Annotated in this window: 19 protein-coding genes and 2 pseudogenes; 13 read left to right on the forward strand and 8 right to left on the reverse strand. The window is 68.1% G+C overall.

What is annotated here, in order from left to right; all coding sequences use genetic code 11:
• Positions 1–98: 98 nt before the first annotated feature.
• From AB0M27_RS26375 to AB0M27_RS26385, 3 genes are read right to left on the reverse strand one after another with little or no spacing between them, the layout of a single operon-like run.
• Complete coding sequence (locus tag AB0M27_RS26375) at positions 99–2,843, reverse strand: phosphoesterase (RefSeq protein WP_365724724.1); 2,745 nt, start codon at positions 2,841–2,843, stop codon at positions 99–101.
• 4 nt (positions 2,844–2,847) lie between these two features.
• Entirely contained in the window at positions 2,848–4,224 is a 1,377-nt protein-coding gene (locus tag AB0M27_RS26380; RefSeq protein WP_365724726.1) for an ABC transporter permease, read from the reverse strand.
• Positions 4,221–5,162: an ABC transporter ATP-binding protein gene (locus AB0M27_RS26385; RefSeq protein WP_365724728.1), complete on the reverse strand. Its 942-nt coding sequence runs from the start codon at positions 5,160–5,162 to the stop codon at positions 4,221–4,223. Before AB0M27_RS26385 ends, AB0M27_RS26380 begins: the two co-directional genes overlap by 4 nt.
• Positions 5,163–5,353: 191 nt before the next feature.
• Here AB0M27_RS26385 and AB0M27_RS26390 point away from each other — a divergent pair, with 191 nt between their 5' ends.
• The 3 genes from AB0M27_RS26390 (at position 5,354) to AB0M27_RS26400 (ending at position 6,077) form a co-directional block, all read left to right on the forward strand.
• Positions 5,354–5,485 carry a hypothetical protein gene (locus AB0M27_RS26390; RefSeq protein WP_365724729.1) on the forward strand — a complete coding sequence of 44 codons (132 nt, stop codon included), beginning with the start codon at positions 5,354–5,356 and terminating at the stop codon, positions 5,483–5,485.
• A 27-nt stretch (positions 5,486–5,512) separates the two neighbouring features.
• Entirely contained in the window at positions 5,513–5,791 is a 279-nt protein-coding gene (locus tag AB0M27_RS26395; RefSeq protein WP_365724731.1) for a hypothetical protein, read from the forward strand.
• 67 nt (positions 5,792–5,858) lie between these two features.
• Entirely contained in the window at positions 5,859–6,077 is a 219-nt protein-coding gene (locus AB0M27_RS26400; RefSeq protein WP_365724733.1) for a hypothetical protein, read from the forward strand.
• Positions 6,078–6,841: 764 nt separating this feature from the next.
• On the opposite strand, the pseudogene AB0M27_RS26405 reads toward AB0M27_RS26400, so the two are convergent.
• Positions 6,842–7,255: pseudogene (locus tag AB0M27_RS26405) on the reverse strand (site-specific integrase); the annotation flags it as partial.
• Positions 7,256–7,656: 401 nt separating this feature from the next.
• On the opposite strand from AB0M27_RS26405, the gene AB0M27_RS26410 reads away from it, so the two are divergent.
• The 7 genes from AB0M27_RS26410 to AB0M27_RS26440 all read left to right on the forward strand — a co-directional run bounded on the left by AB0M27_RS26410 (position 7,657) and on the right by AB0M27_RS26440 (position 14,481).
• Positions 7,657–8,418: a DeoR/GlpR family DNA-binding transcription regulator gene (locus tag AB0M27_RS26410; RefSeq protein WP_365724735.1), complete on the forward strand. Its 762-nt coding sequence runs from the start codon at positions 7,657–7,659 to the stop codon at positions 8,416–8,418.
• A 208-nt stretch (positions 8,419–8,626) separates the two neighbouring features.
• The gene (locus AB0M27_RS26415; RefSeq protein WP_365724830.1) at positions 8,627–9,937 is read left to right on the forward strand and encodes a sugar ABC transporter substrate-binding protein; all 1,311 of its coding nucleotides are present in this window, start codon (positions 8,627–8,629) and stop codon (positions 9,935–9,937) included.
• Between the two features lie 85 nt (positions 9,938–10,022).
• Complete coding sequence (locus AB0M27_RS26420; RefSeq protein WP_365724737.1) at positions 10,023–10,985, forward strand: sugar ABC transporter permease; 963 nt, start codon at positions 10,023–10,025, stop codon at positions 10,983–10,985.
• Positions 10,985–11,854, forward strand: coding sequence for a carbohydrate ABC transporter permease (locus AB0M27_RS26425; protein WP_365724739.1), 870 nt, complete (start codon positions 10,985–10,987; stop codon positions 11,852–11,854). The genes AB0M27_RS26420 and AB0M27_RS26425 overlap by 1 nt, the downstream gene beginning before the upstream one ends.
• Positions 11,851–12,840 (forward strand): zinc-dependent alcohol dehydrogenase family protein, encoded by a 990-nt coding sequence (locus AB0M27_RS26430; protein WP_365724741.1) that lies wholly within the window; start codon positions 11,851–11,853, stop codon positions 12,838–12,840. Before AB0M27_RS26425 ends, AB0M27_RS26430 begins: the two co-directional genes overlap by 4 nt.
• Entirely contained in the window at positions 12,837–12,998 is a 162-nt protein-coding gene (locus AB0M27_RS26435) for a hypothetical protein (RefSeq protein WP_365724743.1), read from the forward strand. The genes AB0M27_RS26430 and AB0M27_RS26435 overlap by 4 nt, the downstream gene beginning before the upstream one ends.
• Positions 12,999–14,067: 1,069 nt before the next feature.
• The gene (locus tag AB0M27_RS26440; protein WP_365724832.1) at positions 14,068–14,481 is read left to right on the forward strand and encodes a CoA-binding protein; all 414 of its coding nucleotides are present in this window, start codon (positions 14,068–14,070) and stop codon (positions 14,479–14,481) included.
• A gap of 260 nt (positions 14,482–14,741) precedes the next feature.
• Here the strand turns inward: AB0M27_RS26440 and AB0M27_RS26445 are convergent, their stop codons facing one another.
• The 3 genes from AB0M27_RS26445 to AB0M27_RS26455 all read right to left on the reverse strand — a co-directional run bounded on the left by AB0M27_RS26445 (position 14,742) and on the right by AB0M27_RS26455 (position 17,861).
• Positions 14,742–14,975 (reverse strand): hypothetical protein, encoded by a 234-nt coding sequence (locus tag AB0M27_RS26445; protein ID WP_365724843.1) that lies wholly within the window; start codon positions 14,973–14,975, stop codon positions 14,742–14,744.
• A gap of 245 nt (positions 14,976–15,220) precedes the next feature.
• Entirely contained in the window at positions 15,221–17,383 is a 2,163-nt protein-coding gene (locus tag AB0M27_RS26450; RefSeq protein ID WP_365724745.1) for a phosphocholine-specific phospholipase C, read from the reverse strand.
• 322 nt (positions 17,384–17,705) lie between these two features.
• Positions 17,706–17,861, reverse strand: a complete 156-nt coding sequence (locus tag AB0M27_RS26455; RefSeq protein WP_365724747.1) for a hypothetical protein — start codon at positions 17,859–17,861, stop codon at positions 17,706–17,708.
• A gap of 112 nt (positions 17,862–17,973) precedes the next feature.
• Between AB0M27_RS26455 and AB0M27_RS26460 the strand changes: the two genes are divergently transcribed.
• The 3 genes and pseudogenes from AB0M27_RS26460 to AB0M27_RS26470 form a co-directional block, all read left to right on the forward strand.
• Positions 17,974–18,849 carry a polysaccharide deacetylase family protein gene (locus AB0M27_RS26460; RefSeq protein WP_365724749.1) on the forward strand — a complete coding sequence of 292 codons (876 nt, stop codon included), beginning with the start codon at positions 17,974–17,976 and terminating at the stop codon, positions 18,847–18,849.
• Positions 18,850–19,109: 260 nt separating this feature from the next.
• Positions 19,110–20,234: an alpha/beta hydrolase-fold protein gene (locus AB0M27_RS26465; RefSeq protein WP_365724751.1), complete on the forward strand. Its 1,125-nt coding sequence runs from the start codon at positions 19,110–19,112 to the stop codon at positions 20,232–20,234.
• Positions 20,235–20,355: 121 nt separating this feature from the next.
• Positions 20,356–20,508 (forward strand): annotated as a pseudogene (locus AB0M27_RS26470) (integrase); the annotation flags it as partial.
• Between the two features lie 981 nt (positions 20,509–21,489).
• On the opposite strand, the gene AB0M27_RS26475 reads toward AB0M27_RS26470, so the two are convergent.
• Complete coding sequence (locus tag AB0M27_RS26475) at positions 21,490–22,431, reverse strand: DUF4236 domain-containing protein (protein ID WP_365724753.1); 942 nt, start codon at positions 22,429–22,431, stop codon at positions 21,490–21,492.
• Positions 22,432–22,484: the final 53 nt, after the last annotated feature.

Below are 22,484 nucleotides of genomic sequence, written 5' to 3' on the forward strand. Positions count from 1 at the left end.
ACCGAGGAGGGTGCCCGACGTCGCCTGGGCGCCGGGCGTGCGCGTAGCACTCTGCCACAGGTTCACTACGCTTCGCTAATCCAACTGGTGAGCCTACGTCAGCCGTCGTTCTCCGACGACGGGATGTAGGCGCCCGGTACCTCGTTGGGCGCGTAGATCTTGGTGTCGCCCGGGTACGGCTTGGCCCAGTCGTGGGCCTCGTACCAAGTGAAGCGGTTCATCTGCTCGGGGTTGGCGTAGTCCGGCACGGCGTTGGGGCCGGTCAGCCGCTGCTTCGACTTCCAGTTGTCCCACTTCGCCGCGACCGTCTGCTCCGACGCCGGGACCTTGCCGGTGGGCGCGGGCGCCGCGGCCGGGTCAGCCGGGGCCGGGACGTCCGGGCCACAGGACGGCATGGTCGCCAGACCCGCGGTCAGCGAGGTGCGGTTGGGCACCGCGGTGAACGGGGTGTAGTCCGGCTTGTTGGTGAACGCCGTGGTCATCGGGGTGGCCGCGGAGTCCTTCTGGTTCATCGGGTTGATCCCGAGGATCTGCTCGATGGTGCGGACCATCGTGATCTGCGAGTAGTAGTGGCTGTCGACCGCGCCGTGCTGGGCCCAGGGGCTGATGATCTGGACCGGGGCACGGTGGCCGTCGACGTGGTCGGAACCCGCCTGGGAGTCGTCCTCGACGACGAAGATCGCCGAGTCCTTCCAGTACTTGCTGTGCGAGATCTCGTCAACCATCCGGCCGACCGCGAGGTCGTTGTCCGCGACCTGAGCGGCCGAGTTCGCCGGACCACCGGTGTGGTCGTTGGACAGCCAGAACATGTTGAAGTCGGCAGGACCGTTCTTCTCGAAGTCCTGCTTCCAGATCTGCTCCTTGTAGATGTCCGGCACGCTGGTGTCGAACTTCGGGAAGCCCTGCACCGACACGTCGTTGAGCGACGGGATCGCCGAACCCACCTTGATGGGGTAGGCGGTCTGCGCGCCGGTCGCCTGCATGTTCTTGGTGTCGCAGTACAGGTTCTGCCAGGACGAGCCGGACGGCTTGGTCTCGGCGGACTGGAACTCGCCGAAGTCCTTGACGCTCTTGCCGGCGGCCTTCGCACCGGTCCATATGAAGCCGGACTTCTGGTGGCCCAGAACGTCGTCCTCGGTGTCGTAGCTGCGCGTGTACTCACCGGCCGAGGACTCGGTGTACTCCGGGTCGTCGGCCTGCGTCAGCCAGTTGTGGCCCTCGGCGGAGTTCGTGCCGACGTCGTACGTGTTGTCGTACAGCCCGAACTGCTCCGCCAGCGCGTGCTGGTTCGGCGTCACGTTCTTGCCGAACGTCGTCAGCGACGAGTCGCCGTTGCCCTGCGGCATGTCACCGAAGACCTGGTCGTAGGTCCGGTTCTCCTTGACGATCATGAAGACGTGCTTGATCGTCGAGGGGTCGCCGAGCCGGGCGGGGACCGCCACCGGCGGCACCTGGCCGTTGTTGTCGGCCCGCTTGACCGAGTTGGCGGTCCAGCCGTTCTGCTGGAAGACCTTGGGCGTCTGGCTCTTGATGACGTCGTCGGACGGCAGCGTGAACGAGGTCAGGCTCGACGTGGTGTCGTGGGTGCCGTGGTTGGAGCTCTTGCGGCGGGCGTCGATACCACGGGTGTTGGAGACGACGATCTTGTCGCCGACGGTGGCGATCTCCGCCGGGAAGTAGTCCGTCGGGAGCATGCCCACGTAGGAGGCCGGCTCCTGGGCCGAGGTGTACTTGTAGACGGCGACCGCGTTGGCGCGGCCGAGCGTCACCAGCAGGCGACCGTCGTCGGTCAGCGTCACCGCGTTGGGCTCGTAGCCCACCGACGCCTCCGGCCACGGCTGAGTGGCGATGGTCTGGACGACCTTGTCCTGCTTGGTGTCGATGACCGACACGTTGTTGTCGGCGGTGTTGGTGACGAACACCACGCCGTTCTTGGCGTACACGGAGGTCGGGTGCAGACCGACGTCGATGCTGTCGACGGCGGCGGAGGAGTTCGACAGGTCGATGACGCTGACCGTACCCGTGGTGGACGCACCGGTGTCCGGGTTGGCCGGCACCTGGGTGCCGTACGAGTTGATCGTGGTGTCGCCCGGCTTCGCCGGACGGCCGCCCTCGTTGCTGACGTACAGCTTGTTGCCGACCTGGACCATGCCGCGCGGGGCGGTGCCCGTGGTCCAGCTCTGCTTGATGGCACCGGTCGCGGCGTCGAGGGCGACCACGCGGTTCTGGCCGTTGACGGCGGCGTACACGGTGGAGCCGTCGGCCGAGAAGACGGCCGCGGCCGACAGCGCCTGCTGGGAGCCGCTCTTCGCGATCGTGATGTTCTGCGGGTTGGACAACGTGCCGTCCGCGTTCACGGTGAACTTGGTGTAGCCGTTGCCCCGGCCCAGCCAGAGCGACTTGCCGTCGGGCGAGTACACGGGGCCTTCCTGGCCCACGTCGTTGCCGCTGATTCTCAGCTGGTCGGCCGCGTTGGTGCCGATGCGCTGGACCACCTTCGAGGACTTCAGGTCCACGATGACCAGCGCCGCGTCGCCGTCGGTGACCGAGGCCGCCATGAAGGCGTGGTCGGGGCTCACCGTGGACGACATGATCTTGCCGTCGTTGATGACCATGCGGTCACCGTACGGGGCGATGTACTGGTCGCTGGAAACGACCTGGCCGTTGTCGGTGGTCTGGCCGACCTGGGAGGTGCCGAACTGGTGGGTCGACGCGTAAGCGGTGCCGGCCGCGGTGACGGCAAGAGCGGTGATACCCGCCGTTACCAGGGGAATTCTGCGGATGCGGTTACCGAGAAGGCCGGACTGGTCCTTCTCGACACGCCTGCGGCGTGAGACCTGCATTGAGCTATCCCTTCGGGGTGGTTGACAGCAGATCGACGTTCCCGTCGAACTGCCACATCGGGTTCGGTGCGTCCCCTTCGGGGGTCCGCACCAGGAAGTAGCCGTTCACTTCCTTCGGTCCGTCGCCGTCGGCGACGAACCGCCCGTCTGAGGTGACGTCCAGCTGGTAGATGGCCTGGCCTGTGGTCTGGACGTCGGGGAGACGCCAGGAGATGACGCAGCGCCAGTCGTTGCCCGGCCCCTCTGCGCGGTCCTGGACGTGGCCCTTGCTGCACGCCGCCGTGGCCTTCAACTGGGCCTCGGTGACGGCGGGTCGGTTGAGTTCTTGGGTCTGCATGCGGTACAGGTGCGCGAACGCCGTGGCGACCGAACGCTGCACCTTGTCCTGCTCGATCCCGGAGCCCGTTGCCGAGGTCGTCGCGGCGACGACGGCGAACGACGCGGCGGCCACCCCGACGAGCGGCAGGACTCCGACGGTGATGGCGCGGCGGCCGGAACCGTCGTGGCTCAGGTTGGTGAATTCGCGCCGTACGAAGAGCACATAGGCCAGCGCCGTGGCGACCGCGGCCCACACGAGGCTGACGACGACGCCGATCAGCAGCGGGGCGAGCTGCTGCGGGCTGGTGAACAGTCCGTTCCAGGAGATGAAGGCGTAGCTGGGCAGGGCGACCCGGACGGCCACGGGGAGCGGCAGCATCTGGGCGACCGCCATCGCGAGCGAGACGAGCACGGGCACCAGCAGCCCCATCGGGGACCGTCCCAGCGTGACCGACCCGAGGAAGCCGAGTGCGGCGAGCGCCAGGGTCGGAGCGAGGACGCAGATCCAGGAGAGCAGGACCTGAACGGCGGCGTCCGACGGTGCCAGGAGGTGGCCGTCGAGGCCGACCAGCGGCTGGTCGCCGACCGCGAGGAGGCCGCCGACCGTGCTGGAGACCGCGAGCCCGGCCACGAGCAGCAGTAGAACGGTGAGGCTGGCGACCACCTTCGCCACGAAGATCCGCCGAGGTGAGCGGACCGCCACCAGCAACTGGCGCCAGGTGCCGAGCCGGTCCTCGGAGGCGAACACGTCACCGGCCACGACCGAGGTCAGCAGCGGGAGCGCCCAGGTCCCCGCGAAACCGAGCATCACCAGCGGCCCGGCCCACCCGGAGGCATGCATCCAGCGCCCGAAGAGGGTGTCGACGGGGAGCGTGCTCTGCTGGCTCACGCCGGCGACGAAGAGTGCAGGAACAATCCAACAGGCGAGGACCAGCAGGCGGATCCGCCACTGGGAGACGAGTTTGACGAGCTCGAAGCGGCAGGCGCGGATGACGGAGACGCGACGGCCCCGGGTCACCGGCTGGTGTTCCTGTTCCGGGCTCTGGGCGAGGGTCGCGGTCATCGGCCGGCCTCCTGCTGCTCGGTGAGGGCGAGGAACGCGGCTTCGAGCGGCGACACCACGGGAGTGAGTTCGCGCAGCGCGACGCCCTCCTCCACGAGCCGCACCACGAGGTCGTCGAGGGCGGGCACGAGGGCGCGTACGACGAGCAGTTCGGCGTCCTGCCGTACCGCGGCGTCGTCGACGACCCGGACCCCGGGCGCGTCGTCGGCCACCCGGCGGGCGGCCTGCGGGTCGGAGACGAGCAGCCGGTAGTCGAGTTCACGATTGTCGGTGGCCAGCTTGCTCAGCGGGCCGGAGAAGACGACCCGTCCGGTGGCGACGATGGTCACCTCGGAGCACAGCGCCTCGAGGTCGTCCATGTTGTGGCTCGAGAGGACGACGGCGGTCCCGTCGGTTGCGAGCCTGTTGAGGACACCGTGCACCTGCTGCTTGCCCGCCGGATCAAGGCCGTTGGAAGGCTCGTCGAGCACGAGCAGCCGGGGCTTGGTGAGCAGGGCGGCGGCGAGCCCGAGCCGCTGACGCATGCCGAGGGAGAAACCCCGGGCCCGGTCGTCGGCGACATCGGTGAGCCCGACCTGGTCGAGCACGTCGTCGATCCCCGCCGTCCGCGCATCGTGGCCGCGGAGAGCGGCCAGCGCGGCGAGGTTCTGCCTGGCGGTGAGCGAGGGGTAGAGACCGGGACCGTCCACGAAGCCGGCGACACCGTCGGGAGCGGCGAACGTCCGCCCGACCGGCGCACCCAGGATCTCGAGTCGGCCGCTGTCGGCAACGGCCAGGCCCAGCAGGAGACCGAGCAAAGTCGTCTTTCCGGCACCGTTCGGACCGACCAGACCGTGGATCTGGCCCTGCGTCACATCCAGATCGACACCGTCGAGTGCGACGACATCGCCAAAACACTTGGTGATCCCACGAGCCCGGACCGCGAGGAGTGTGTCCATGAGTCCCTTCTTCCGAAAGCCACAGGAAACTTAGGTGCAGCACACAACGTTTCGCAGCGACAGCCGGTCGAACCTTCGCGAAATGGGAGACGACCAATAGGAGGCCTAACGGACTGACCTTTAGCCTTGAATGCTCGGCGGTGGAGTAGCCGCGCTGTGGCGGCCGCCACGGTTCCAGCGGTGAAGGCAGCATGACGACACGTCGTCGGCCTGCCGGCGTGCGCGTCGGCGTCCCGGTAGTGGCCGACGACGCGGTCGAGGACTTCGGGGAGGTCCTGGACGAAAACGTCAGGCTGGTGGTCGACGCCCCGAGCGCCAGGTGACGCCGGCCACCGCGCCCGCGACTGACCGTGGACGGGGGCCGGTCGACCGGCATCGAGACCGCCGCCGAGGCCGACGGCAGGCCTGCGGGCGGGTCCGCGTACAACGTCGAGAAGGAGGCGGCTTACGGCCACTGGCCGGAGCCGTGCGGCACGTCCGGCAACCTGATTCCGCGGGACAAGCCGTCGGGCGCCGGCCGTCCGCCGGAGTACTGCTCGAAGGGCTGCCAGAACCAGGCCAAGGCCGCCCGGGCCGTGGAAGGTAACGCTCCGGGGCTGCCCGCCGGATCATCGGGGCCGAGGAACTGACGATCCGTTTGGAGCAAGTCACCATGATCTGTGGCGCGATCTGACGGGCGTCGCGAGACCGGAGGCTATGGAGGCCCGGCTGGCGGCCGCCCGGGCCGCAGCCGCCAAGAACGTGTCGCCGGCCAACCAGTCGCCGGCCGAGGCCAAGAACGAGGCAGCACAGGCCCTGCTGGAAGTCCAGCAGGCCAACAGCGCCGTGGAGGCCGCCGAGGCCGTCGCCGAACCGGACCGACCGAAAGGCCCGGACGGCCGCCGAGGACGCAGCCGAGGATGCCCGGCTCGGTGAACGTGCCGCCCTGCACGCCAAGGGCCGGGGCGAGAAGGCCCTCCGTGAGGCCGTACGAGCGCGTGATGCCGCTGAGCAGGAAGCCGATCCCCGCTACACCGGTCGGCAGGTCTGGAACCGCCGGCGCACCGACCACGATCTCCTCGACCCCGCCAACACCACCTCGGCCACCGTGAGGTCATGCGCTGGAGCACCCCCACCGACTGGATCATCTCCACCCGCCCCGCACACCCAGCGCTGGTCAGCGAGGCGTCCTCGAGGAAGCGATATCGGTGGCGGAGGCCCGCGACATCGTCGCCTCCGCGACCGTCAGCGCATCCTGTGGGGCTCGTAAAGTCGTCGCTGCTGGTGGCAGCCCACGTGCAAGGCCCTCGGTGGTGGCTGGGACGCTGCACCCTGCGATCATCTCGCTGCTGTACCGGGCCACCCGGGCGTTGCTGTCCGTGCCTGCGCGCTGCTGCGTCGGGACACGGCCAAGGACGCCGAACTGCCGGTGCTGCGGCACCAGAACGCGGTGCTGCGACGGCAATTCGCCGGTCCGGTCCGCTACGAGCCCGCAGACCGGTTCTGGCCGGCCGCGTCGTCGTCGCCGATACCGCGCCGGCGCTGGAGCTGTGTCTTCCCGGCCACGCCGGGGACGCTGCCGGCCTGGCACCGCAGCCTGATCGCCAAGAAATGGGACTACGCCGACCGACGCCGCACCGGCCGCCCTCCGACGGCCGCCGCGCTCAAGACGCGTCCGGTCTCCACCCGGGTGCTCCCCCCTTGCGGTCCTTGTCGCGGTGCCGCTTGAGGGCCTGGCCGTGTCGGAGTCCAGCGCGATGGTGCGCGCGTCGGCATCCGTCCGGGGATCGTCCTCGTTCACCCTCCCAGCCGTCCACGACGAGTTGCTTGGCAAGGGTGATGAGACCGGCGTCCAGGCGGGTGTCGGTCCACTTCTGTCCGCACGCTTCGCCTCGTCGCAGTCCGCGGAAGGCGATCAGGTGGAACAGCGCGTACAGGCGGTCCTCCGCGACGTGGTCGAGGAAGGGGCCGGTGTGCTCAGGCGTCCAGACCATCACTCGCGAAGGCTTCTCGCCGGTGCGCTTCCAGTGGAGGATGCGCTCCTCGGTCCACACCAGCGCCTCGGGTCGCTTGCCCGCCTCCAACTCGACGTGAGCCGCCGGGTTGAAGGACAGGCGAAGGCCGATCAGTGCTCCTGCATGTTGACAACAGTCAGTCAGCCAGAGCAGTTGAAGGCACAGCCTCCGGTCCGACGCCGTTCAGCGGACCGATCAGACATGCCGAATCGTGCCGCCCCTGACTTTCCAGCCGTGGCCGTGCACGAGCAGTGATGGGGTCGGTCACAGCTCGCCGTCCGCCCGAGCCAGGCACTGAAGTCGGTCCACACGGGCACCGGTAAATGGGACAAAACACGCGGCACGGCTGTGACCTGGGGCTTTAGTCAACCACTTCAGGCATCATCGGGCAGTTTCAGGCTCGCTGTGGGCCAGTTTGCGCGAAAAGGTGATTGGTATAAATGTGCGGCAAGACCGGGCACGCCGCGCCCGGACCGGGTACGGAAGGCGAGGTGAGTGCGATGAACGCCGAAGAGCGTCAGAGCCGGATTCTCGCGCTCGCTCGGCACCAGGGACGTGTCGAGGTCACCACCACGGCCCTCGATCTGGCTGTCGCGCCGGAGACCATCCGTCGCGACCTCAGCGTTCTGGAGCGCAGGGGCCTGCTCCGCCGCACCTACGGCGGTGCCTATCCCGTCGAGGGCGCGGGCTTCGAGACGGGCCTCCCCGAGCGAGAGACCCTGTACGTCAAGGACAAGCGCCGGATCGCCGCGGAGGCGGTCAAGCTCCTCGGTGACGCGGAGACCGTGTTCGTGGACGAGGGCTACACCCCCCAGCTCCTCGCCGCGATCCTCCCCGGTGACCGGCCCCTGACCGTGGTCACCGCCTCACTGTCCACCGCAGCCGCGATCGTGGACTCTGCGCAGGTCACCGTGTTGCTCCTCGGAGGCCGAGTCCGGGCGCGGACCCTGGCCACGGTGGGCTCATGGGCCTGCGCCATGCTCGAGCGATTCGTGATCGACCTGGCCTTCCTCGGGTCGAACGGGATCTCCCGGGAGCTCGGCCTGACCACCCCCGATCCGGTGGTGGCCGACGTCAAGGCCAAGGCGCTGGCCGTGTCGCGACGACGTGTGTTCATGGGGCACCACAGCAAGTTCGGCGCGAGCAGCTTCTGCCGCTTCGCCGGGGTGGGTGACTTCGAGGCCATCGTCACCGACACCGGACTGTCCACCGCCGAGGCGCACCGCTACTCACTGATGGGACCCCGCGTCCACCGGGTCTGACCCGCTCAGCCCGCCCCCTACCGCCAGAGACGACTCCGCCGGAGCCGCGCCGAGGCACCTCCTTGCCTGCACAGCCGAACGCCGCCGTCTGCCCGATCCCTCATCCCCCCTGCCCTTCGCTGCCTACACCCGACATTTCATGAAAGGGACGATCATGATCTCAAGACCGACTGTTCTGCGGCGCGCTGTGCCGCTGGGCGCGCTGGCCATGTGCGGCGCACTGCTCACGGCGTGTGCGGGCGCCGGTGGCGCCGGGGGTGGCTCCGGCTCGCACTCCATCAACGTGCTGATGGTGAACAACCCGCAGATGGCGGACCTGCAGAAGCTCACGGCGGCCAACTTCACCAAGGAGACCGGCATCAAGGTCAACTTCACAGTGCTGCCCGAGAACGACGTCCGCGACAAGATCACCCAGGACTTCTCCAGCCAGGCCGGCCAGTACGACGTGGCGACGATCAGCAACTACGAGACGCCGATCTACGCCAAGAACGGCTGGCTCGCCCCGCTGACCTCGTACGCGAAGAAGGACACCGCCTTCGACCAGAGCGACATCCTGCCCGCCATGCAGCAGTCCCTGACGGCATCCGGCCAGATATACGCCGAGCCGTTCTACGGCGAGTCGTCCTTCCTGATGTACCGCAAGGACGTCTTCAAGGAGAAGGGGCTGACCATGCCGGCCAACCCCAGCTGGCAGCAGGTGGCCGCCCTGGCCGCCAAGGCCGACGGCGCCAAGCCCGGGATGAAGGGCATCTGCCTGCGCGGCCTCCCGGGATGGGGCGAGGTGATGGCTCCTCTGACCACAGTGGTCAACACCATGGGCGGCACCTGGTTCGACAAGGACTGGAAGGCCCGGGTCGACAGCCCCGCCTTCACCAAGGCGACCAAGTTCTACGTCGATCTCGTGCGAGCCCACGGTGAGGCGGGCGCCCCGCAGTCCGGGTTCGCCGAGTGCCTCAACGACGTGGAACAGGGCAAGGTCGCCATGTGGTACGACGCGACCTCCGCGGCCGGGTCGCTCGAAGCCAGTGGGTCGCCGGTGGCCGGGAAGATGGGCTACGCGCCCGCGCCGGTCGACCAGACCAAGAGCTCGGGCTGGCTCTACACCTGGGCCTGGGGCCTGCAGAAGGCGAGCAAGCACCAGGACGACGCCTGGAAGTTCATCTCCTGGGCGTCCAGCAAGCAGTACGAGGACCTGGTGGGCATGAAGCTCGGCTGGTCCCGGGTCCCGGCGGGCAAGCGGAACTCCACCTACACCAACCCGCAGTACGTCGCCGCGGCGTCGGCCTTCGCAGGCGCCACCGCGAACGCGCTGAAGTCCGCCGACCCGAACAACCCCGGCGTGCAGTCCCGGCCCGCCCCCGGTATCCAATTCGTCGGCATCCCCGAGTTCACCGACCTGGGCACGCAGGTCTCCCAGCAGATCAGCTCCGCCATCGCCGGCAAGACCAGTGTCGAGCAAGCACTGAAGTCCAGCCAGGCGCTCGCAGAGAAGGTCGCCGCCAAGTACGCGGACAAGTGATCCCTCCCCGATCCACCCGACGTTCCCGGCCTCCCGGTCCCGCCCCCGCGGGACCGGGGGACGGGAGCACAGCGGAGACACACCGATGACCCTCACTCACTCGCTCACCAGGCGTGCCCGAGCGCCGCAGACCCCAGAACAGGCGGCACCCCCACGGCGATCTCGCGGGGCATGGGCCCGGCGTGCCCCGCTGCTCCCGGCCCTGATCTTCATGATCGTGGTCACCCAGCTGCCGTTCGTCGGCACCGTGGCAATCTCGTTCATGCGCTGGAACGCCCTCGACCCTGGCAACCGGGCCTTCGCGGGCCTGCAGAACTACAAGGACGCCGTCACCGACCCGCAGCTGCGTTCCTCCCTGTTGACGACCATCACGCTGACGGCCACCGTGGTTCTGGTCAGCCTGGTACTGGGTCTGGGCCTGGCCTTGCTCCTCGACCGCCGGTTCCGCGGCCGCGGCATTGTCCGCACCATGCTGATCACACCCTTCCTCGTCGTGCCCGTGGCCTCCGCGCTGCTGTGGAAGCACGCGCTGTACAACGCCACCTACGGGCTGATCAACGGATCGCTGACCTGGCTGTGGAGCCTGTTCGGCAGCGACAACGCGCCGCAGCCCGACTGGTTGTCCTCGCTACCACTGATGTCCGTGGAGGCTTCGCTGATCTGGCAGTGGACGCCCTTCATGATGCTGATCCTGCTGGCCGGACTGCAGAGCCGCCCCATGGACGCCGTCGAGGCGGCCCGCGTGGACGGTGCGACCACCTGGCAGGTCTTCCGCTACCTCACCTTCCCGCACCTGCGCCGCTATCTCGAGTTGGCCGCACTGCTCGGCAGCATCTACGTGGTGCAGAACTTCGACGCCGTCTTCACGCTCACCGGCGGCGGCCTGGGCACCGCCAACCTGCCCTACACCGTCTACGAGACCTTCTACCAGGCGCATGACTACGGGCAAGCCTCCGCGGAAGGCGTCATCGTCGTCCTCTGCTCCCTCCTCGTGGGCAGCTTCGCGCTCAGGACGGTCTCGTCCCTGCTCCGAGAGGAGACCCGCTGATGGCCGCGACCAACGCCACCCGCCCCACGGGCAGCCCAGGCCGCGTGGCCCGACGCCGACACGGCGCACTCGGCTTGCTGGCCTGGCTCTGCGGAGTCGTGTTCTTCCTTCCGGTCGCCTGGATGGTGCTCACCTCGCTGCACGGCGAGTCCGACGCCGCGACCAACCCACCGAGCCTGGGGGCACCGCTGACCCTCCACGGCTACCGGGAGTTCTTCGGCGCGAGCACAGGCGTCTCCCCCTGGCCGCCGCTGATCAACTCCTTCTCCGCGAGCCTCATGTCGACGCTCCTGGTGCTGGTGCTGTCCATCCCGGCCGCTTACGCGCTGTCCATCAAGCCGGTGCGCAAGTGGTCGGACGCGATGTTCTTCTTCCTGTCCACCAAGATGCTGCCCGCGGTGGCCGGACTGCTGCCGATCTACCTGATCGCCAAGAACAGCGGCCTGCTCGACAACGTCGCGCTGCTGATCATCCTCTACACCTCGATGAACCTGCCCATCGCGGTATGGATGATGCGTTCGTTCCTCGCCGAGGTCCCCGTCGAGATCCTGGAGGCGGCCTCCATCGACGGCGCCGCACTGCCCACCGTCCTCGCCCGGATCGTCGCGCCGGTCGTCGCGCCCGGCATCGCCGCCACCTCGCTGATCTGCTTCATCTTCAGCTGGAACGAACTGCTCTTCGCTCGTGTGCTCACCGGCGTCGTCGCCGGCACCGCACCCGTGTTCCTCACCGGCTTCGTCACGAGTCAGGGCCTCTTCCTGGCCAAGGTGTGCGCTGCCGCCGTCTGCATCTCCCTGCCGGTTCTCATCGCCGGATTCGCCGCCCAGGACAAGCTGGTCCAGGGCCTGTCTCTTGGAGCAGTCAAGTGAAAGCCGCCGTCATCAGCTCGCCCGGCCAGGTCAGCGTCGAGACCGTCGACGACCCCACACCCGGGCCCGGGCAGGTGGTGATCGAGGTCTCCGCCTGCGGCCTGTGCGGCACCGATCTCCACATCCTGCAGGGCGAGTTCGCGCCCACCCTGCCCATTATTCCCGGTCACGAGTTCGCCGGCGAGGTCGTCGCCCTGGGATCCGGGGTACGCGACCTCGCCGTCGGCGACCGGGTCGCCGTCGACCCCTCTCTGTACTGCCACGAGTGCCACTACTGCCGTATCGGGCGCGGCAACATGTGCGAGCGCTGGAACGCCATCGGTGTCACCGTCCCCGGCGGCGCGGCACAGTACACGGCCGCCCCCGCCGCCAACTGCGTGAAGCTCCCCGAGCACGTCCGCACCGAGGACGCCGCCCTCATCGAGCCGCTGTCCTGCGCGGTACGCGGCTACGACATCCTGCGCAGCACGCTCGCCAGCAATGTACTCATCTACGGCTCGGGCACCATGGGCCTGATGATGCTGGAACTCGCCAAGCGCACCGGGGCGGCCACGGTCGACATGGTCGACATCAACGAGGACCGGCTCGCCACCGCCCGCACGCTCGGCTGCAGCAACGCCGTAACCACCGCCGACGCGCTCGAGCGCCCGCGCGGCTGGGACGTCGTCATCGACGCCACCGGCAACGCCCACGCCATCCAGGACGCCCTCGGCCGGGTCGGCAAGGGTGGCACGTACCTCCAGTTCGGCGTCGCCGACTACGCGACCCGGGCCACCATCGACCCGTACCGGATCTACAACGAGGAGATCACCATCACCGGCTCGATGGCGGTCCTGCACAGCTACGAGCGCGCCGCCGAACTGTTCGCCGGTGGAGTGCTCGACCCGGAGATCTTCATCAGCGACCGGCTGCCGCTGGCGGACTACGCCGAGGCCCTGCGGCAGTTCCAGGCCGGGAAGGGCCGGAAGATCCAGGTACTGCCGTGACCAGAGGTACCGAACACGGACACGGCCGGGCCCGCATCGAGCCGGCGCCCGCGGCCCTGATCGGCAGAGGGGACACAACAGCACCCGGCCGCGGCGCCCGCGGCATCGAGTACGGCGGTCGCCGTGGAGGTGGCGGCGTGGACCTCGGATCCCTGTGACAGCTCAACCCCACTGCCCCCAAGGTGCTTTCGCACCAGGCTGCCGAAGTGGTCGTGTCCCACGCGGGTGGCGCCGATCGATCGATTGCCCGCGGTTCCCGGCGAGGCGCTGACGGTGGCCGCCCAGGCAGCCGCGCTAATGTGCGCGCGTGAAGGCGCGGACCCGCCCGGAGCAGCAGAACTGGTGGTGTGAGCTGACGGCCGTCCGTCCCGCTCCGGCGCGGCCGGACGGCTCGCCTCCCTCCCCCCGAGTCACGGTTTCCGAGCAGACGCCATCCGCTTTCCGAACGGGCCGTCGTCACCTCCGGAGGCATACGACAGGGGGCATCGTCGCCATGCGCAACAGGTGGGCGGCGTTCACCCCTCGGATCAGTTCCGAACCAAGATCCGGGCCATTCCCGGGCCACTCGGTCCACTCCTGATCGCGACGCCAGCCATTTTCGACTGGTCAAATGTATAACTCTGTACCAGCAGCAGACCAACCGTTGGCCGAGCCGCGGGCAGGGCGCAGGCGTCGTGTCTCTGCGACTGGGCACTACTGGGACCACACCAGTGGGACTGGGGTTGTGATTCGTCCGTGTTGACAGGTCGTCGTAATCGTTGGAGGCGCTCTCGGGCCGGCCAGGAGCCACAACTCGGGCTCCGCGAGCTTTCGTCGGATCGTTCGCTGGTGTTGATGCCGGAGGAGGTGGTGCCGTGGATACGGCCGTCGTCACCCATCGGCCGACCGACGCTCGACTACATGCCCGCTTCCGAGCGTCCATGGTCGCGACCGACGCGCCAAGCGGGATCACGGCCGAGGCACCTACTAGAGCATAGGGGGCAATCCACCTAGATCAAATGCCCTCTCAGACGGTGCTCGGCGAGGGGGCGCGCCATCCAAGTGGACCGCCACAGTGGCGCATCCCGCCGCCCCTTCGAGCACGATCCTATTGCATACAGTATTCAAGACTCGCTAACGTTTGCTCATGCGGCTGACGAAGTCCACAGACCTGGCACCCTCCGTGATCATGCGGTTGGCGGCAACTGGTGCAGAACTCAACACCCCACGGGGGCGCCGAGCATGACGATTTATGGCGATGACGCGACGATAGGGCAGATTCTCACCGCTGCCGGAGACACCTGGGCCGTGGTGGGCCTGTCCGACAACCCCGAACGGGCCGCTTACCGCGTGGCTGAGAAGCTGCAACGCATCGGCAAGAAGGTGGTGCCCGTGCACCCAAAGGCCGAGACGGTGCACGGTGAACAGGGCTACGCATCCCTTGCGGAGATCCCATTCCCGGTGGACGTGGTGGACGTGTTCGTCAACTCAGACCTCGCCGGAGCCATCGCAGACCAGGCCGTGGCGATCGGCGCCAGGGCGGTCTGGTTCCAACTGGGCGTCATAGACGAGGCCGCCTACGACAGGACTCGCGAGGCCGGCCTGCTGATGGTGATGGACCGCTCCCCGGGACGGGAGATACCCCGGCTGGGGCTGGACTGACGCTCCCCAGCCAGCCACCGTGCGATCACGGTGACGAGCGCACCTCCGTCTGCTCGACACCGGGCGGGTGTTCGCCGACGTCGTCGGCGGACCGCAGGCCGCGGGGCGCGGAGACCGACAGCCCGGACCAGGGACGAGCAGCAGGGTCGCCGGCCCACGCCCCACGACGCCTCCCGATCACGGTCCATCCGGCGTCGTTGAGGGCCGCATCGCTCGGCGCGACCGTCTTCGGCGCGAACTCCTTCCAGCGCCGGGCGCGGTCACTCGTACTCGCGCAACAACTCATCCGTCTTGCGATTTGCGGTCTCCTGTCGACCGTCGATGCACTTGGCGTGGCGCCTCAGCAGGACCTCGACGCTGTTGCCTGCACGTTCGGCGACGTTGCGGCACTCCCCGCACAAGTCCATACCCACGGCTCCGCAGACGGCTGACGTCGCGCCGGGCAAGGACTGCACCTGACCGTTCAGCACCTGACGTTCGGGCAGCAGCAGCACTTCAGTGCCATCGCATTCTGGGGCGCGGCCCCGGAAGTTGTTCCATCGCAGGACGCCGACCGGTCGGGACCGCCTTGTGGTTCATGCCCGGCCGGCCGTACTCCTTCGTTGCCATGCTGGATCTGGACGACACGTCCTGGAACACGGTCCGTTCAGTCCGGCACAGCCCTCCCCACCGCAATGGAACGCGATGTACTCGCGTTCCGGGCCCGGCGGGAAGGGCCGGCCGTCGGTGCGGGCCGGGGTCAGCCGGTGATGCTGGCCTGGCCGGTCTCGAGGTGGCCGGTGAACCGCTGCGACCAGGCGTGGTCGAGGTCCGCCGTGACGGTCACGTCGTACCAGCCGCCGCTGACCTCCAGCGGGCTGACCACCCACGCCTCCTTGCTGTGCGCGGCGACCTTGACCCGCTGCGGGGCGCCGGAGATGTACTGGTTGTGCGTGATGGTGAACTCCACGGGTGAGTCCCCGCTGTTCCGCAGCCACAGCTTCAACTTCGGAAGTGCCGTCGACTTTCCGTCGTAGTAGCTCGCTTCGACGGCGAGGTCCTTGCCGGCGGTGGCGACGTCGCCGATGAAGCGGCGCAGGAACCGGTTCGGCCCGGTGACGGTCAGGTCGTAGGCGGTGTCGCCGTCCGAGGAGCCGACGGGGCCGGCGCCGGTGGCCGTGTCCTTGGCGGCGACGGTGTACTGGCCCGGGAACCTGGCCGGGTACTGCGCCATCGTCGGGAAGCCGCCCCGGTTGTTGTAGACGGCGAAGTGGCTCGCCTTGGTGACGAACGGGGCCTCGTTGCTGAACTCCAGCTTCGCCGCACCCGGGGCGAACCCGGTCAGGTTGGCGTTGGGCTGGTACGGCAGCGGACGGGCGGGCTTGGTACCGCTCTCCTGGGTGGGCATCGTGTTGTCGCCCGGCAGCGGGGTGTACCGCGTCTCGGGGATCAGATCCCCGGTGTCCGGCAGGTCGGGCAGCCCGTAGACCGGCGAGGCGAAGTCGAGGGCGCCCGTGAGGTCACCGCAGACCTTCCGGCGCCAGTCGCTGATGTTGGGGCAGATGGCCGGCTTGCCGAGCGCGCTGGTCCACTTCTCCATGAACTGGATGACCGAGGTGTGGTCGGAGACCTCGGAGGTCACCCAGCCGCCCCGGGTCCAGGGCGAGATGAGGAGCAGCGGCACACGGAATCCGAGGCCGACCGGGACGGGCGCGGTGACGCCGTACTGGCTCATGGTGCCGGAGACGAACTCGTCCGCCTCGCCCGCCGCCGGCACGGGCGGCGGGACGTGGTCGAACTGGCCGTCGTTCTCGTCGTAGTTGATGATCACCAGGGTCGAGTTGAAGACGTCCGGATCGGCGTTGAGGGCCTCGAGGACGCCGCGGAGGAAGTACGCACCGTTGTTCGGCGAGGTGACCGGGTGCTCGGAGAAGAACTGGTTGTTGACGACCCAGGTGACCTGCGGGAGCGTGCCGTTCAGCACGTCGGCGCGGATCGCGGCGTTGATGTTGTCGGCGTTGCCCGCGAGTCCGGTGGCCGGCTCGGGGACGTTCTTGACACCGTTGTCGTAGTAGACGTTGCCCGGCGCGGCCGTGCCGCCCTGGGTGGGGTCGAGCTTGGCGAAGGTGTCGAAGTACTCCAGCCCGTTGTCGCCGTAGTCGTCGGCGCACTGGTAGACCCGCCAGCTGACGCCGGCCTTCTGGAGCGTCTCGGCGTACGACTCCCACGGCAGGAACTTGCGGCGCTCGTCGCCGCCGTCGGTGGCGGTGTAGCTGCCGTGCCTCTTGTCGGCGTTGATCGTGCCGCCCCACAGGAAGGTGCGGTTCGGGCCGGTCGCGCTGAGCACGGAGCAGTGGTAGGCGTCGCCGACCGTGTAGGCGTCCGCGAGGGCGTAGTGGAAGGGCAGGTCCTTGCGGTCCAGGTAGCCGAGGGTGGTCGGGCCGCCCTTGGCGTAGTACCAGCCGTTCATCAGGCCGCCGTACCAGGCACCGTGCTGGTCGGTCCAACCGTGGGCGGTGCCACCGTAGTTGGCGGCGCCGAGCTCGGCGCTCGGCGGGGTCGGGCCGTTCCAGGACTTCGCCCCGCTCAGCCGCCACGGGTACTGGGTCTCGGCCCCTTCGGTCGGCGTCTTCGGCTGCTCCCAGACGGACTTGCCGCCCGGCAGCTGGACCGTCGAGCGGTCGCCGAACCCGCGCGCGCCCTTGAGGGCACCGAAGTAGTGGTCGAAACTACGGTTCTCCTGCATGATCACGACGACATGCTTGATGTCGCGGATGTCGCCGTGCACCTGCCCGTGGGGGGCGGCGTCGGTCTGCGAGGGAGTCGCGGCGGCGCTCACGCCGGGCAGAGCGGCACCGATGGCGGCCGCACCAGCGACGGTGGCGGCGGTGCCGAGGAAGTTTCTTCTGGATACTGCGGACATGGCCCAGAACCTTTAGGTAGGTGATACATCTACCTGTAGACCCTGATGCCGCGACCTTGCCCCCGGATGTCGGAAACCGGGCGCGGAAGTGGACGGGTGGAGTCCGCCGCGAGGTCGGCCGTGCGGTCAGCGGTCTGGAACGGTTCCGTCGGGGGAACGAGAACTTCCCGGAAGGCGGGCCGGGGCGAGTGAAACGCCTCCCAGGGGCGTATCGGCAGCCCTGAGAGCGGCGACCGTCGTATTCATGGATGCTTCACCCACGTCATCCGGGCGTCGTTCCGCTACGCGGGCCGCCGGAACTGGGACGAGATCTCCCGCGTACTCAAGCCGGTCTACACGGCTCCGACAGCGAGCGCGGCAGAAGACCTCGGGCGCCAAGCAGCTGCGCGACTCCTTCACCCGCCGCACCGGCCGCCTCCTGCCGGGCGTCGGCTGTGATGACCCGCATGGCGCCGGGGGTGGTGTCGACCTTGGTCATATTCTCACCCTCTGCTGAACTTCGCCTTTCATGTCGCTGAACTTCGCCTTTCATGCCGCGGTTACCTTCCCAGCAGAGTCAAGGTCAGCTTTGCAGTCAGGAGACCGGTACGGTGAAGCGACGCAACACAGGCGGCAGGTTCTACGCCCCGCTGGCGAGCGTGCTCCTGGCCCTGTCCGTCGGCGGCTGCGGCACGAGCGGTGGCGACGCAACCGGTCCGGCGGCCACCTCGTCGGCGTCCGCCTCCGTCGGCGGCACGCCCGGGACCGCGTCGCACATCACGGCTGAGCCTGCCGCCTGGCACAAGTGGGGCCTGACACCGCTGCCCGCGGCTCCCGAGCCCCCGGCGGACAAACCCATCAAGCTGTCCGCGACCGGCCCGGTCCCGGTCTTCGCCCACGTACCGACATCCCAGAAGGTCGTCTTCATCACCGTCGACGACGGACTGGAGAAGGACCCCAAGTTCATCGAGATGATGCGGGACCTGAAGATCCCGATCACGATGTTCCTGATGAACGACGCCATCAAGTCGGACTACGGGTACTTCAAGGCACTGCAGGCGATGGGCGACCACATCCAGAACCACACCCTGCACCATCCCGCGATGAACACCATCCCACTGGTCCGCCAGAAGCAAGAGGTGTGCGGCGACCAGAAGATCCTCACCCAGCAGTTCGGCACCGCCCCGTTCCTCTTCCGGCCGCCCTACGGGGCGTACGACAACAACACCAAGATCGCGGTGGGAGAGTGCGGGCCGCGAGCGATCGTCTGGTGGCGCGAGACCATGCAGGTGCGCAATATGCAGTACCAGGAGCCAGGCAAGAAGCTGCGTCCCGGCGACATCATCCTCGCCCATTTCCGCGGGCCTGCGGAGCTCAAGGGCGCCACCATGACGGAGATGTTCGCGAATCTGCTCGAGCGCATCCGGGAACAGGGCTTCGCCGTAGCTCGCCTGGAGGACTACATCCAGCCGCCGGCCGGACACTGAACCGACCAGAAATCAGTGTGCTTCGCAGCCGTTGCACTCTTTCGGCCTCGGGGCGCGGGCCACGCAGTATGCGCCGCGGTCGGCTGATCGAGTCGGAACCTAGCCCGACATTTGCTCATCTATCCTGACAAACATCGTCTCTCGTAGTTCCGCGAGAGACCTTGAACCCGTCGAATCAAAGGCCAAGGAAAGCCCCGGGCATGCCCTCGCAACGAAGCGTGGGCGGAGACCGGGCGGAGAGCGCAGGCAGGTAACAGCCCATGGGTCTCACGAGCAACAAAGTGCTGATGCTGGCGATCGTCATCGCCGTCGCACTGTTCCTCGGCACGGTCTGGCTGTGGCCGGGACTGGCCCGGCGGAACTGGCGGGCCGTCAGCGGACGGGTCGGGCTGCTGCTCGGCACCCAGCTGGCGCTCTTCGCCACGGTGGGACTCGCCACCAACCAGGCGTTCGGCTTCTACGCCAGCTGGGCCGACCTGTTCGGCCAGGAGACCGGCCAGGGAGTGGTCGTCGACCATATGGCGGAGGGCGGCAGCAGTCCCGTCCAAGTGGTCTCCGCCTCCCGTGTCATCGGTGCGAGCAGCACGCTGCCGCAGATGGCCGGGCAGGTCCAGAAGGTCGACATCATCGGCCGTACGACCCATCTCGCCACGCCGGCGTTCGTGTACCTGCCCCCGGAGTACTTCCAGCCACAGAACCGCGCGCGCAAGTTCCCGGCGTCCGTCGTCCTCACGGGTTACCCCGGCACGGCCCAGGCACTGGTGGACAAGCTGCACTACCCGAGTACGGCACAGCAGGTGGCCAAGCAGGGGAAGATGCAGCCGATGATCCTGGTGATGCTGCGGCCGACCGTGGCGCCGCCGCGGGACACCGAGTGCGTCGACGTTCCCGGCGGCCCGCAGACCGAGACCTTCTTCGCAAAGGACCTGCGCGACTCGGTGATGGCCCACTACCGGGTCGACAAGACGCCCGCCAGCTGGGGCATCGTCGGCGACTCGACCGGCGGTTACTGCGCGCTGAAGGTGGCCATGCACCACCCGGGTTCGTACGCGGCCGCCGCGGGCCTGTCGCCGTACTACAAGGCGCCGATCGACCCCACCACCGGGGACCTCTTCCACGGCGACAAGAACCTGCAGAACCGTGCCGACCTCTTCTGGGCGCTCAAGCATCTGCCCGCGCCCGAGACGTCGCTGCTCGTCACCAGCAGCAAGGTCGGTGAGCACAATTACAAGGACACGCTCAAGTTCATCAAGAGCGTGCAGGACACGAAGGTGACCAGGATTTCGTCGATCATCCTTCCGAGCGGCGGGCACAACTTCAACACCTGGAAGCGGGAGATCCCGCCGATGCTGCAGTGGATGAGCGAGCGGCTGGTCGCACACTGAGCCATCGGTGCTGACGCCCCGTGAAGCCGGTGATGTGGCCGGCCGCAAACGGTGCACTTGCCGGAAATTCCATCCGCGCTGGTCAGCCCGACTGGAGAGCCCGGAGACGACAAGTGGCATGATGATCGCTCGTCTGCTACGCCTGGCCTACGTTGCCGTCACGAACGCCTTCGCCGCCCTCCGTCTGCTACCGATGAGCGACCACGCCAAGGACGCCGAGATCCTCGCCCTCCGCCACCAACTCACCGTCCTGCGACGACAACTCGGCACGCCCAGGGCCAAGTTCACTCCACCAGGTCCTCGCCGAGTACCTGGAGCACTACGACACGCATCGGCCACACCGATCACGAGACCAACGACCACCCGAAGCCCGGGGACAGCCAGCGGTATCGCACGATCGCGTGCCCCGCAGGCTCCTGCGCACCCGCGTCCTCGGCGGGGTCATCAAACGCCCCGCCGGTCGGCGAGCGCGCTCGCGCCATCGCAGTCCCCGGCGAACACCAGGTCGTAGCCCGCGTCAGGCGCGTGAGCCGAAAGAAGCAGGTCGGGACGGTCACCATGTTGTAGCGGATAAATCCCAGATCCATGGCTGAGATGGGCCCACCGGGTGCCGGGCCACCGCATCCACCGCGTCGTGCAGTCTGGCAGTGAGGGCGAAACGCGCCCAGGCCGGACTCTTGCGAGCAGGGGCAGACCTGTCACGGAGGGAGACGGGCCTGCCCCTGCACGAAGGCGCCCGCGTGCCTCCCGTTACCGGAAGACGACGAATCTGGCCTGCGACATCCCTATAGGGGGTGTGCCAGCACCAACGAGTCCTCCAGAGCACGGCGTCCCGCAGAGTAAGCCACGGTCCCCATGCCCGCAGCACTCGAGTCCGGACACCCCCTCGAGGTTCGAGGTGCGACGCCCCGAGGAGCCACCCGAGGTGACCGAGCCCGTCGCTGCTGCACTCCTGTGCCTTCTTCGCGTCCTGGCTGCCGATCCGAGCCAGCCGTAACCCGTGGCCGGAGACAGCCACGGGGCGCCGACGGCCGCTGGCTCTCTTCCCCTGTGCGAGGTATGACAGATCGCCGCACAACACCCGCAACACACTCCCCGCCCCGCACACGGAGGTCTCACCGCACGTGATGCGTTTCGCCTTCGCCGGACGCTGTTCCACCGAAGACCTCCAAGACCCTGAGGCCTCCAGGAAATGGCAGCTCACCCGCGCACTTGGTGTCGTCCTTGACGAAGGTCAGCCCGTACATCTCACTACCTACCTCGGCAGGAGCAGCGCGTAGTCGCGGATCCGTGCAGCGGCGCCCTCCTCGACCTGGGCGTAGACGAACACCTCGTCCAGCGAGCTGAAAGAACCGAGGTCTTGACGAGTCGCCACGATCCGTTCAGCCAAAGACGGCTCGATAGAGCAGGCCGTGGCGATGGCATCTGCCGGCGCGCTGTTCAGATCGATCAGGCCACCATCGTCGTACTGGCGCGGCAGGTCCGGCCGGCCAATGCGAAGGTCGTGGGCGAGAACCGGGTCGCTCTGCGCGAGGGCGCGAGCTTCGTCCCGGCGAGCGCGGGCGGCAAGGTGCGCTGCGACGACCGGATCGGCTGCTGCGGCATGAGTAGGCAATGTCAGCTCCGCCTCAAGGCCGTAGACCTCGCGGCGGAGCGGGACCAACTGGAAGCAGGCCGTCGCCATCAGGGCCAGTGCCAGAACTGCGAAGATCGTGCTCAGTGCGTGGCCAGCTGTACCGACCGGGTTCCCGTGCGCGTCCTGTGGAGTGATTGAGACGAATACACCCAGCACGGCTGCGACGGCGGCATAGATTCCCGCCCGAAGCCGGAGGTCCTTACGGCTCAGTCGGGCCGCCGCGTGAGCGAACGGAATCGCGCTGAAGAGGCCGGCCGATAGAAGCACGATCGCGAAGTACCACGCGCCGGGACGCTGCCTTCTGCGTTCGTGGCGAGCCGCCGGGTCGGCGATCATCGCGCCGTTGACCGCCGTGGCCGAGGTCGCCGCGCCCTGCCGCCTGTTGCCGCTAGCGGTATAGCGCAGGCCGGTCCCGGGAGCGGAGATGGTGGTCTGCACACGCCCGTTGGCCCGCTTGGTTACGCGGAAGCCCTTCACGCCAGCGGAGTAGCTGATCCCCGATTTGGAGGCCGTGACGCGAAACGGGCCCGCCTTGAAGCTCTTACGGTAGGAGAAGCCCATGTTCTGCGCCCTTCTGACATTCCGTTTAGGGCGCCATCTTTTCAGGCAGAGAC

The organism is Streptomyces sp. NPDC052107, from assembly GCF_040680215.1.
Lineage (GTDB): Bacteria > Actinomycetota > Actinomycetes > Streptomycetales > Streptomycetaceae > Streptomyces.

What these genes read in the sequence shown, in the direction of transcription:
- AB0M27_RS26475 (WP_365724753.1), bottom strand. Translation starts at nt 22,431, where the DNA reads ATGGGCTTCTCCTACCGTAAGAGCTTCAAGGCGGGCCCGTTTCGCGTC.
- AB0M27_RS26375 (WP_365724724.1), bottom strand. Translation starts at nt 2,843, where the DNA reads ATGCAGGTCTCACGCCGCAGGCGTGTCGAGAAGGACCAGTCCGGCCTT.
- AB0M27_RS26390 (WP_365724729.1), top strand. Translation starts at nt 5,354, where the DNA reads ATGACGACACGTCGTCGGCCTGCCGGCGTGCGCGTCGGCGTCCCGGTA.
- AB0M27_RS26415 (WP_365724830.1), top strand. Translation starts at nt 8,627, where the DNA reads ATGTGCGGCGCACTGCTCACGGCGTGTGCGGGCGCCGGTGGCGCCGGG.
- AB0M27_RS26380 (WP_365724726.1), bottom strand. Translation starts at nt 4,224, where the DNA reads ATGACCGCGACCCTCGCCCAGAGCCCGGAACAGGAACACCAGCCGGTG.
- AB0M27_RS26410 (WP_365724735.1), top strand. Translation starts at nt 7,657, where the DNA reads ATGAACGCCGAAGAGCGTCAGAGCCGGATTCTCGCGCTCGCTCGGCAC.
- AB0M27_RS26425 (WP_365724739.1), top strand. Translation starts at nt 10,985, where the DNA reads ATGGCCGCGACCAACGCCACCCGCCCCACGGGCAGCCCAGGCCGCGTG.
- AB0M27_RS26450 (WP_365724745.1), bottom strand. Translation starts at nt 17,383, where the DNA reads ATGTCCGCAGTATCCAGAAGAAACTTCCTCGGCACCGCCGCCACCGTC.
- AB0M27_RS26465 (WP_365724751.1), top strand. Translation starts at nt 19,110, where the DNA reads ATGGGTCTCACGAGCAACAAAGTGCTGATGCTGGCGATCGTCATCGCC.
- AB0M27_RS26420 (WP_365724737.1), top strand. Translation starts at nt 10,023, where the DNA reads ATGACCCTCACTCACTCGCTCACCAGGCGTGCCCGAGCGCCGCAGACC.
- AB0M27_RS26455 (WP_365724747.1), bottom strand. Translation starts at nt 17,861, where the DNA reads ATGACCAAGGTCGACACCACCCCCGGCGCCATGCGGGTCATCACAGCC.
- AB0M27_RS26400 (WP_365724733.1), top strand. Translation starts at nt 5,859, where the DNA reads ATGGAGGCCCGGCTGGCGGCCGCCCGGGCCGCAGCCGCCAAGAACGTG.
- AB0M27_RS26385 (WP_365724728.1), bottom strand. Translation starts at nt 5,162, where the DNA reads ATGGACACACTCCTCGCGGTCCGGGCTCGTGGGATCACCAAGTGTTTT.